Genomic DNA, 11,684 nt, shown 5'->3' with positions numbered 1-11,684 from the left:
ACAAAGAGGGTGTTTTTCTGTCAAGATGAGCAAAATTTCTCCATTAACCCTTGCAACCATAAGGCTCAACTAGCTTTTCGTAGGTGCGAAAGTTGAGTATTTAAAATATACGGATACAGATAGGAGCAAGCCTTCTGATCATAGTTGTATACATGCTTCATAAATTCCAAAAGAAGAAGATCAAGTTTCTCTGATGGCAATTGTGAAAGAGTAGACTGGATTTGTGTTTCATCCTGTTGTTTAGCAGAAGCAATCAGACTTTGAAAAGATTGAATCCCTGGTTTAAAATCATCAGAGATTGGTAGAACCCAGTAATTTACATTCCTCCTACTATTCGACTATGGTCTGTTTGGCTCGTTCCATGTTCTTCCACCGTCGTGCGTGACCATGATGCTGCCGTTCAAAAGCACCCATCCGTAGCCATCCATGCCTAGGAAGAATTGCGAAGCATTTTGCAACGAAATATTTGGTTTGATTGTCTGCCAGTCATCATGGTTATATGTATCCATCAAGTAGATCGTTTTGCCGTCCTTGGAAATAGCTCTACCCATTATCAGGTTATCGAAATGGAATACCGGAATATCTTGCACATGATGAAGTCGGAATTTAAGCGGTGTCCACGAATCTCCGGCATCCCTTGTTTCAAAAGGGATATACGTTTTTTCTCCATCCTGAACGAACTCCGCAATGAAGAGACCGTGATGATCGTTTTCCTGATCGAAGATGGGTGCGTAGGCGCTGACAGGAACCTTTTGCAAATCGGAAGGGATGTCGACTTGTTGAACGGACCATGTCTGCCCACCGTCTTTGGTACGGTAGAGTGGCAAATAGTTTTGTCCGTGATACATCGCGGTAATCCAACCTTCCTTCTCTTTACGGAAGCTGATGCCGGTCGGATTGCCACTTCCGATGTCTATGTTTAGATTGCCTACACGTTTCCATGTTTTTCCTCGGTCATCGGAGCGGTAAAGTGATTTCAACATTTGATCAGCACTTGAAGAGGAGGTGAGCATGACATAAATCGGATCATAATATAAATTCGCTATGTACGAAGTCACAACAAGGGAAGTTTCCCAGGCCTCAAGCGTAGGTAGGGTTGCCGTTTCCCAGCCTCCTCCATAGAGCTGATGGCAGACTACGAGTTTCGGCTGTTGTTCACTTGTGAGGTAAACTGTATATCCCCAATATCCATCATTAAAATTGGCTGCAATTAGATGATCTTTTTCGCTTATTCCATCGGGAATGACGATTTCCCACGTTTGACCTGTATCCGAGGTATGTATGAGCTTCCAGTCTCGCGAACTGAATCCTTCCGGACCTTGCATACCGACAATGTTTGGCAGGCTCATCTTGTAATCGATATAATAACGAGCAACATCAATGTAGGGGTTGTTCTGTCGTGGAGCGGGAATGGACAAAGGGGAGCGAAGTGTAACTCGATATCTTCCGGTTCCGTGAACAAGCGACAGCTCCGACGCAAAACGTCCTGCATCAAAAGGAACCTGAACCGTCTCTGGATCGATCCAACTGTCACCGTCTTCCTTCTCAATAACAGCAAGTAATCTAGTGCCAAGCGCTTTGGTTACAGTTCCTTTGAGCGCTACCTTACCATTCTCGGTTCTAATTAGGCCGGATGCCGGCGTTTCCAAGGTAATTGAGCTGAATTCACCCAACCCTTGAGACAAGTCATTGTAATTGATGACGGGATTCAGCAACGCAGGTTTTAGTTGATTGACGAACGTTTTACTAAATAAAATGCGTTTGCCGATGTGATACTCAACCTTGATTTCGATTATCACCCAAGTCAAGAATAACCGCAGAAGAAAATTGATATGTGGACGTTCCACCTGTTGTTTGTCGGCTCCATTATCGACGTAGATGAGTTTCCTACGTTAGTCGATCCACCTCTTGTCACAGTCAGTGATAAATTCGGCAATCCATGGTATTCGGTACGACTAGAAGGCCCTTCATCGAATACCAATAATTGTCTGTGTGCTCCGAGATACCGAAATCTTTTACGAGGAAATTGGCATAATCGATATCCAGTCTCCGTTTGTCCGAATCCCAGTTTCCGGTATAACCGAATAATTGCTTCAAATCGTACTCTGACACATAAAGTTCCCCATCCCGCTCAATAGCAGGAAAGGTTAGCTTTCCTTCGCTGACTTTACTGTTGAACCAGAATAAATATTCCGTCTCCATATTCGGAGCGATTTGAAAGCCATAAGTATTGTTATACATATAAAGTCCGTTATCCGCGACTTCCGACTGGTAGTTCAGCAATTTTGCCATTTTTTCTAAGGACAACATGGCACGTCCCTCTTGCTCGAAGCCGATACGATTATTCTCAAGGAACATCCCGTCATCTGTAAATTGAATAGATAGCCTCTTGCTCGATACTTGTTCCACCTGCAAGGGATACGATGCTCTTCGAGCCGCCTGAGGGTTTAAAGCTGTGGTTATCTTCTCGTTGAATGTGACGGTACGCGACTTCTCATTCCAATCCAGGCTACCGAGAAGTGGTGTAAGATCCTGCAGGAACACCGCAGTTTTTCCTCCTACATTGTAAGATGGAACTTCATTTCCTAACGCAAATGTGCGAATATCTGTAGCCAGAACGTCGGCAATGATGGATCCAGCTCCTACTCGGGTAAGGCCGTTGTCTGATACGTCTGTAGAAGGCAGCGATTTAACGGAGTCAGGTAAAATGGAGACCTGTCGCATGACAGGCTCCCACGCGATGTCAAATCCGTGGCCACGCAAATCCTCCACGAAAATAGCTGTATTGCCGTCGATATTCATCGATCGGATCTCAGCTCCATTTACGAATGCGCGTATATCTGTCGATCCTACACTTCCGATAACCGCTCCGACGTTTAACTCCTGCGAGTGCACTTTGCTAAGGACAAAAGGATTAAAAACGAACGCCGACCCTAGGGTCAACGCTAGCACTGCTGTTGATTTTCGTCTCATCGAGGATCATTCTCCTTTAACTGATCATACGGAACAATGAATTAAACGCCAAAAAAAGGAAAAAGTTTCATATTTAAGGAAGATATGATTCTGGGTATAGTATGCTTAAACCTTCAAATGGAGTTACGCTATGAGGAAAATCAGTAAATATGTGTTATGGATGATTAGCCTTGCAATAATAAATCCCTTTTTACCGCAATCCCATGCTAAAATGTCTGTCATCTCATCAAGCCTTTTATGACAATTCTTTATCTAGGTGATTCAACGCTAACGAAAAATAACAAAATACCAAACATCGAGGCTGCTGCGTGCAGCCTTTTGTGCTAGCGGGTCATTGCTATATGAATAACAAGCGGTTATGATTGATTCTTGATAAAGAAACAACCATCATTTGACATCCCTATGTCAAAGAAAATGGTTAGCTTTTGCATAGAGGAGTGCATAGCAATTATGAATATTGGTATTGATGTAGGTGGTACGTTAATCAAAGTTGCAAGTATGGAAAATAATGTTTGGAATTATTGTAAATTTCCTGTTGCCCAATTAGAAAACGTAGCTACGAAGATTAATAGTTTGGATGCTGAACATATATGCCTTACCGGTGGCAAAGCTTCATTATTTGAATCATTCATGAAACGAAAACCTTTACACATGGTTGAGTTTGAGGCAACATGTCTAGGAACACAGTATCTGCTTAATAAATGCGATCCTTCACTAGAAGAATATGTACTTACGAATGTTGGTACCGGAACTTCAATTCACCGAGTTGGCAAAAGTAAACATGAACGTATCGGAGGATCTGGGGTTGGGGGCGGAACATTATTAGGATTAGCTCGTTTACTTACGGGTCAAACCGATTATAAAACGATCGTTCATTTAGCATCCAAGGGAACTCGAGATCGAATCGATTTGAAAGTGAGTCACATTTATGAGGGAGCAGAACCTCCAATCCCAGGAGATTTAACTGCAAGTAATTTTGGTAGAATTCTAAATTCACTTGCTGCGCAAGAGTTCACTCATGAAGAGCTTTTGGCTTCAGTAGTAGGACTTGTAGGGGAAACCGTAGCAACGACTAGTGTTCTTGCGGGTCAAAAGTTTGGTGTGACATCTGTTGTTTTTATTGGCTCCACGTTTATTCAAAATGATCTACTTAAAGAGACAGTAAAAAGTTACACGATTCTTAGAGGAGCTTTACCCATATTCGTTGAGAAGGGTGAATATTCCGGAGCTATAGGTGCATTACTCTTTGGAGCTGCATCCTAAGGCTTGGTATTGTTTTTGAAAACATGGTGTGTTATTATGTTACTAAATTAATGATTGGAGTTGAAAAGAATAATGTAATTTTTTCTTGCTGATTATAAAAATAATAAAACAATGATAGCGAGATTTTCGCGTGTTTTATTTTTTATTAGCAAGAAAGTTACTGGTTCTTTTCACTCAATCGATATATCCTTATTTAACTCTATATGGGGTTAGATTTGCTGTATTTATTTGAGCTACAAGAAAGTAACTTTCTTGTAGCTTTTATATTTGTCATACAGGAGGATACGATCATGTCATTAATAAATGTTACAAACCTGTCATTTGCTTATGAGGGCAGCTACGATTATATATTTGAACATGTAAATTTTCAAATTGATACCGATTGGAAATTAGGATTTACGGGAAGAAACGGTAGAGGGAAGACAACCTTTCTCAATTTGTTGCTAGGTAAATACGAATACAGCGGAAATATTTCTGCTCAAGTCAGTTTTGAATATTTCCCTTTTCATATTGAAAATAAAGAAAATAACACCCTTGACGTCATCAGTGACATTTTTCCAGACTATCTTCACTGGAAATTAATGCGTGAACTTTCATTACTTAAGGTTTCAGAAGATGTTTTATATCGGTCTTTTGATTCATTATCTAATGGAGAGCAAACAAAAGTGTTACTGGCTACATTATTTATTAAGGAAAATAGTTTTCTGCTGATCGATGAACCAACGAATCATCTTGACATGAATGCCAGAAAACTTGTCAGTGATTATCTGAATACCAAAAGTGGCTATATTTTGGTATCTCACGATAGATCATTTCTTGATAACTGTGTAGATCACATACTTTCAATCAATAAGACCACTATTGAAATTCAAAAAGGTAATTTTTCTAGTTGGTGGGAAAATAAAAAAAGACAAGATAATTTTGAGCTTGCAGAGAATGAAAAGCTTAGAAAAGATATTAAACGCTTGTCGGATTCTGCAAAACGGACGGGAAACTGGTCACATGAAGTGGAAAAGACAAAAAATGGAACAAGAAATTCCGGTTCAAAGGTAGATAAAGGATATATTGGCCACAAGGCTGCTAAAATGATGAAACGCTCTAAAGCAATAGAGCAAAGACAGCAATCTGCTATTAATGAAAAGTCTAAACTCCTTAAAAATATAGAAAACTCTGACAGCCTAGAAATTTCGCAACTCGTTTTTCATAAAAACCAACTTGCTGAACTTGATCATGTTTCGCTTTATTACGGTGAGAAGACGGTTTGTGTAGATATAAGTTTTATGATTGAGCAAGGTGAGCGAATTGCTCTTTCAGGTAAAAATGGCTCCGGAAAATCTAGTATTATCAAACTTATTTGTGGTGAGGATATAAACTATACAGGCACTTTCAGGAAGGATCGTCAGTTAGAAATATCCTATGTATCACAGGACACATCCCATCTTCAAGGCAATTTATCTGATTATGCTGCAAACAACAGGATTGATGAAAGCCTTTTTAAATCCATTTTAAGAAAGCTTGATTTTTCTAGAGTTCAATTTGAAAAGGATATTTCAGCATTTAGCGGGGGGCAAAAGAAGAAAGTGCTGATTGCAAAAAGTCTTAGTGAGAAAGTTCATTTGCATGTTTGGGATGAACCACTTAATTTTATTGATATTATTTCTCGCATGCAAATTGAAGCCTTACTGTTGGAATACTCACCAACTATTGTTTTTGTCGAGCATGACAGGGAATTTTGCAATAATATTGCAACAAAAATCATTGAACTCTAATTAAACTTGCTGATGCACTGAAAAGCTTGATTTATCAAGCTTTTTTTGTTGTTTAAGTTCAATATATCCAATTACACCCTTGTCATTTACTGGATGTGTGATAAAATATTAGATACCGATTGGTATCTTTTATTTTTCGGAATAATATCAATTGCTCGAAAAGCTTTATAAGATGTTCGGTTTTATTGGACAACTCATAATTTGAATCAAAAAGGAGTTGTATCATGTCGGTTAAAGAACAATTGGAACAAGCAAAGGCTAACTTTATCGCTAAAGTGCCCGCAGAGGCCCAAGTGGAGATTTTTCGCCACATAAAGGAGCAACTGCAATCTGGTATCGTTTTCGGTTTGAATTAAGGGGACAAAGCCCCGAATTTTACGTTGACCAATCCGCTCGGCGAGCAAGTAACCCTGTATGAAGAACTTGCCAAGTGTACGGTTGTTCTAATCTTCTACCGGGGGAGCTGGTGTCCATTCTGCAATATACAGCTTAGGGCTTATGAGCAAATTCTGTCGGAGATTCAAGAAAACGGTGGCCAACTGATTGCGATCTCTCCGCAAAGCCCCGACAACTCGCTTTCCCAGATTGAAAAAGAACAGCTAACCTTCCACGTACTGAGTGATCCAAAAGGCTGTGTCGCCGACAGCTATAACATTTTGTTTGAATTACCCGAATACCTTCAAAATACTTTCACATATACGCTTGGACGGGATCTCGCCGCGTTTAATGAAACTGACCGCTGGGTGCTGCCAATTCCGGCGACGTACATGATCGACAAGCAAGGCATTGTCCGACATGCCAACGTAAACCCGGACTTCATGAAGCGAGTGGAGCCTCAAGATATCATTGATGAATTGAAGAAAATTCGAGAAGATTAATGACATTAAATATCTGCTCAGATCAAAAAGCTTACTTGCAAAGGGCTGCCGCATGGCAGCCCTTTTGATCCTAATTGAGTACACTACATCTACATGAATCAAAAATTCTTTCAAACGACAGGTTCTTGTACATATTCAGCATTGGTACTAGATAAAAATGGTACTATCACTAATTTGCCAATCCCTTTATTGTTTGCATTTCTAATAAATTTATTTTTAAATATTTACCATTATTATGTTTTACTCTTACAATCGTTTATATGATTTTTGATAGTGGTTACTTAGGTTGGCTTAAAATAGAGATTGGATCATACATTTGTGTATTTTTATTTCTATATATGTTGAACTAATGGTTCTCGTTGCAATGGAAAGGATTTATTCCAAAGCAAGGAGTGTGAAGAAAATGATAAAAATTACTGCAATTGTATATCTTTTTTTCTCCGCATCGATTCGCGTGATTACATTCATGCGAATCTACATGTTTTCTCCGCTCCCGTTTGAGTTGGGTCCATAATCCGTGCGAATTCCTGCACTTTTGCAGGAATTCCTCATGAATAAGCCATTTCGATTAAAAAAGCCTGCACGATTGCAGGAATTTCCTTTTCGTTGTACCTTCTACTGAACAATGTATGCTCTAGCTATTCCTCAGGCATGCGGGATTCATTAATTTAACTTATATAGTTACGATCATTTTAATTATTTTTGATTTTAAGAAAGATGAAGCAGATAATAAAAGTTGAAATAATGGCCTATCCGGGTCTAGCGCATAGAAAAACCGATAACCTCTATAACCCTGGGTTACCGGCTTGAGTGAATTAGTTAAGTACGGTTAGTAGCGATTCCAGCGCCGTTTTACACGCTTCAGCGTCTTGATGTGCAGCGCGTAGCTGTCTCAATACCTTATCTACCGAGTTGTCGATTTCTGTCCACTTCGTCTTGTTTATGGGTTTGAGCCGAGCCTCAGCGGTATCCCAAGCAGTCTCCAAATCACTGACGCGTGACTTTGCTCCCGACAAATTCCCTGCTTGCACTAGACTTTGCGTATCTTCGGTAATTTTCCGGAAATTAGTTATATCAGCTTGCGGGAAGGCTTGCGTAACAGTGCCAGACGAATCTCCTTGTTGGGAGGCATTTAGGACCGTTGCATGACGCCAAAAATAGCCTGTTCCTGCCGCGAGCACCAATACACCTACAACTACAGCAGTTTGCCAGAAAACGGCATTTCGTTTTGTGTCCGTGACTGCATTTCTTGATGTAGCAATTAAATCTCGTTTGGAGACAGATAGGAAAATGACGATCAACAATATCGCCAATATGAATATTGCGCTTGTTACAGTTGCACCTAGCCCCAAACCGCCGTTATTTTGCGATTGTGAAAGAAGGTCGCCCACCGATGCACCTAAAGGTCGCGTCATGATATAAGCAATCCAAAAAGCTAATACAGAATCAAGCCCCAGTCGCCATGCGACTGTCATGGAGGCAATTACCGCACAAACTATGAGAGCTGTAGCTAAGTAACCAAAGCCGAGGCTCTCTGCCATTAGGTCTCCAGCCGCCGTACCAAGTGCAAATGTGAAAAGGATTGTTAACCAATAAAAGACTTCCCTACGTATTGTGAATATAGAATGGATAGAGAGCGTTTTCTCCTTGATGTACCATAAGGCAAAGGTCAACACCAAGACTACAGTGAAAACAATAGCGCTCACTTCTAGAGGGATACCCAAGTTGTCAGTCAGATTGTCTGTAACAAGTGTTCCAAAGATGCTGATTAAGAATACCGTCAACCAATAAACGCCCGGAATGTATTTCTTTGTCTTAAACTGAAGGAATAGCGCAACTAGTAACAAGGCTCCCATGACAATCGAGGTACCCGTCAGACCAAATCCGAGATTGACGTTCAGGAAATCAGCTGCAGTCTCACCGACTGTAGTACATAAGACTTTTATGATCCAGAAATAAAGAGTGACTTCGGGAACTTTACTTAACACGGTTTTTGTCTCATTTGTTTTGACCATTTCCATTCCTCCTTTTAAGAGTTTTTAAATACGCTCCATAATTGCCAGCCACATCCCATTTCATCAATTACTCGAATTAGCCGGCGAGTTTGCTGGGATAACTTTCTCTCCTGTAGTGTTAAATTGTGAGTATGGAGAAGGAGAAGGGGGCAACATGTGGAGAATATTCCATGAATAAATCCATTATCTTCCTCGTACTTGTTATTCTAAATGCTTCACATGAAAAATTAATGAGAATTAGTTTTTTTTGCGGCGTAGAGAGCACGAGCTGTGGTATTGACATGGCAAGCTGCCCAGAATAGCTTGGAATCAACGTTTACGGTTTGCTTTTCTCAGTGGAACTATGTCATTCACGATTCTTTTGTTCGAAATTGCTGATATTTTTGTCAACCTTCCAATTGATGATCTATCATTAATGAGAAGGTGATCGCATTGTAGTGGAGAATATACTTTACCGGCTTCAATTTCCTGAAGATGAGAATGTACAAGTAGGTATTAATTGAGTTACTGCATAGAAAACAACGATGAGGATAAGGGAAGCGAGTTGAAGACAGCAATGAACCTTTTGGAGCAATTAGGGAATATAGATATCTATGTATTTGATCAGCTGTTAAAAGGGAGGATTTCCCCAGGAATGCGCATTCTTGACGCAGGCTGCGGCAAAGGACGCAACCTCGTGTATCTGCTGCGCAGCGGGTATGACGTGTTTGCTGTAGACCAATCCGAGGAAGCGATCGGCGTTGTGCGGAGGCTCGGGCAGCAGTTGGCTCCTGCATGGTCCGATGAGCGGGCGCGTGTGGAAACTCTTGAGAACATGAGTTTTGCCAATGACAGCTTTGATTTTATCATCAGCAATGCTGTTCTGCATTTTGCTGAGAATGAGGAGCATTTCCTCCGAATGATCCTAGAGTTGTGGCGGGTGCTTAAGCCAGGCGGCTTTTTATTTATACGTCTTGCTTCCTCGATTGGCATGGAATCCAGTGTGAAGCCGCTCGGCAATGAGCGCTATAGGCTGCCCGATGGAAGCACTCGCTTTTTGGTTAATGAAAGCATGATGATGAACATGACAGAATCGTTGCGCGGGATGCTGTTCGAACCGATAAAGACCGTACATGTGGCTGGTCAACGTTGTATGAGCAACTGGTGCATACAAAAACCAAAGCAAGCCTAAAAGCAGCAATCATATTCCGATATGGTTACACAATTCTTACTCTTGTAAGGAGGAATCAACCCTATCAGAAAGTGAAAGGGACAGGCCCTGTATGACATTGGTTTTAATCATTTTCTGGTGCAGATAGCGGGCAGGAGAATTTAGCAATAATTAATCTTTACCAATAATGATCTCCTTGAGTTTGCTATTATATGTAGTAAAACAATTTGTTAGATATGTAAAAGGGAGATATATGAAGAATACAAGTACTGATGCCACTTCGGAAGAAAACATTTTTACGATTGATTGTAAGGATATTATTTTAAGAGAATTCATCATTGATGATTTAGAAAGGTTTCACTCTCTAACCTGGCAACCTGAAATACATGAATATTTGCCAGGTTGGAACGTATCCAAAGAACAACGGGAAGATTGGTTTATAAATTACGAAATTAAAGAGAACAAACAATTTCTACATGCTGTATCTGAAGGTGGGGACATTGATGAACTCGGTCTTCGTTTGGGAATTATATTAAAAGAGTCGGGTGAATTTATTGGTTGGTGCCGTACGGGAATAAAAGACGAATTGCCACCTCCAAACAGAGAAATCATGTATGCAATATCAAAGGATCATAGAGGTAAGGGTTATACTACCCAAGCTGCACAAGGGATTATCAAATATTTATTTGGGAATACGAACGTCGAAGTTCTTAGTGCTATAGCTCTTTTACCTAACGTACCATCAAATAGAGTAATTCAAAAATGCAGTTTAAATTTCCAAAGTATGATCGAAATTAATAACGAGAGCTATAATTATTACAAACTTACTAAAAGTGAGTGGGAAATCAAGGGTAGTTCTCTTTCAAAGTGAGCTTAAGAAGCACAATAGGCTTTTCAACTCGCGAGGTACTATAGCTCAATAGACATCAGAGAAATGCAGAAGAACATTGTTAAATGCTGTATAATTTTTAATATGAAACAGAATAATGGAATGTTCAACAATAAATGAAAATATGCCAAATGAATAGAAATGGAGATACGAAAATGATTAATAAAGTTGGTCAAATTATGTTGTATGTGAATAACCAAGATGAGTCATTGAAGTTTTGGACAGAAAAAGCAGGGTTTAGCTTTGTTGCTGAGGAAAAAAACGAATTTATGAGATGGATTGAAATTGCTCCAACAAACCTGGCGGCAACAAGTATAGTACTCCATAATAAGGAGCTCATTGCTAAAATGCAGCCTCAATTAAATCTCCATACACCTTCGATATTGTTTTTCTCGGAAAATCTCGATGAATTATATACTGATTTTAAGGCTAAAAATATCACAGTCGGAGAACTTGTCAATATGCCTTCTGGAAGAGTCTTTAACTTTGCCGATAATGAAGGAAATTACTTTGCGGTCTTGGAAAAAAAGTAATTATTAAATCAAGAAAAATTCATTAAAGCTAAGTTCTTTCAGGTTATCTTAAATTAACGAAGAACATGCGCTCAATAAAATACAAAACAAGGCTGCCTCCGGGCAGCCTTGTTTACGGTGTGCCACGCATGGCGATTAACTAGGTGGTGAAAGTCCACTGTGGGGGTTTGTAGTTACCAACCACTAGCCAAGAGCAAGGGTGTCCATCGTGAGG

General features: G+C 40.0%; 9 protein-coding genes and 1 pseudogene. 7 read left to right on the top strand and 3 right to left on the bottom strand.

The window, feature by feature from the left end:
- Nucleotides 1-338 precede the first annotated feature (338 nt).
- Both FU659_RS33340 and FU659_RS33335 read right to left on the bottom strand, forming a co-directional pair.
- Nucleotides 339-1,808: a WD40/YVTN/BNR-like repeat-containing protein gene (locus tag FU659_RS33340; protein WP_187274568.1), complete on the bottom strand. Its 1,470-nt coding sequence runs from the start codon at nt 1,806-1,808 to the stop codon at nt 339-341.
- Between the two features lie 109 nt (nt 1,809-1,917).
- Nucleotides 1,918-2,973: a hypothetical protein gene (locus FU659_RS33335; protein WP_147951469.1), complete on the bottom strand. Its 1,056-nt coding sequence runs from the start codon at nt 2,971-2,973 to the stop codon at nt 1,918-1,920.
- 450 nt (nt 2,974-3,423) lie between these two features.
- Between FU659_RS33335 and coaW the strand changes: the two genes are divergently transcribed.
- From coaW to FU659_RS33320, 4 genes and pseudogenes are all read left to right on the top strand, one after another.
- Complete coding sequence (gene coaW / locus FU659_RS33330; protein ID WP_147951468.1) at nt 3,424-4,236, top strand: type II pantothenate kinase; 813 nt, start codon at nt 3,424-3,426, stop codon at nt 4,234-4,236.
- Nucleotides 4,237-4,526: 290 nt separating this feature from the next.
- Nucleotides 4,527-6,005: an Lsa family ABC-F type ribosomal protection protein gene (locus FU659_RS33325; RefSeq protein ID WP_147951467.1), complete on the top strand. Its 1,479-nt coding sequence runs from the start codon at nt 4,527-4,529 to the stop codon at nt 6,003-6,005.
- A 224-nt stretch (nt 6,006-6,229) separates the two neighbouring features.
- Nucleotides 6,230-6,361, top strand: a complete 132-nt coding sequence (locus FU659_RS38055; RefSeq protein ID WP_261808216.1) for a hypothetical protein — start codon at nt 6,230-6,232, stop codon at nt 6,359-6,361.
- A gap of 12 nt (nt 6,362-6,373) precedes the next feature.
- A pseudogene (locus FU659_RS33320) lies at nt 6,374-6,883 on the top strand (peroxiredoxin-like family protein); the annotation flags it as partial.
- 815 nt (nt 6,884-7,698) lie between these two features.
- On the opposite strand, the gene FU659_RS33315 reads toward FU659_RS33320, so the two are convergent.
- Complete coding sequence (locus FU659_RS33315; protein ID WP_261808215.1) at nt 7,699-8,871, bottom strand: COG4705 family protein; 1,173 nt, start codon at nt 8,869-8,871, stop codon at nt 7,699-7,701.
- A gap of 526 nt (nt 8,872-9,397) precedes the next feature.
- On the opposite strand from FU659_RS33315, the gene FU659_RS33310 reads away from it, so the two are divergent.
- The 3 genes from FU659_RS33310 (at nt 9,398) to FU659_RS33300 (ending at nt 11,470) form a co-directional block, all read left to right on the top strand.
- Nucleotides 9,398-10,069, top strand: a complete 672-nt coding sequence (locus tag FU659_RS33310) for a class I SAM-dependent methyltransferase (protein ID WP_261808214.1) — start codon at nt 9,398-9,400, stop codon at nt 10,067-10,069.
- A gap of 232 nt (nt 10,070-10,301) precedes the next feature.
- The gene (locus FU659_RS33305) at nt 10,302-10,919 is read left to right on the top strand and encodes a GNAT family N-acetyltransferase (RefSeq protein WP_147951465.1); all 618 of its coding nucleotides are present in this window, start codon (nt 10,302-10,304) and stop codon (nt 10,917-10,919) included.
- Between the two features lie 173 nt (nt 10,920-11,092).
- Nucleotides 11,093-11,470 carry a VOC family protein gene (locus tag FU659_RS33300; RefSeq protein ID WP_147951464.1) on the top strand — a complete coding sequence of 126 codons (378 nt, stop codon included), beginning with the start codon at nt 11,093-11,095 and terminating at the stop codon, nt 11,468-11,470.
- Nucleotides 11,471-11,684 lie beyond the last annotated feature (214 nt).

Source organism: Paenibacillus sp. N3.4 (genome assembly GCF_008017805.1).
Classification (GTDB): Bacteria; Bacillota; Bacilli; order Paenibacillales; family NBRC-103111; genus Paenibacillus_E.
The sequence above is the reverse complement of the archived record's forward strand: the minus strand, read 5'-3'. Positions and strand labels throughout refer to the sequence as shown.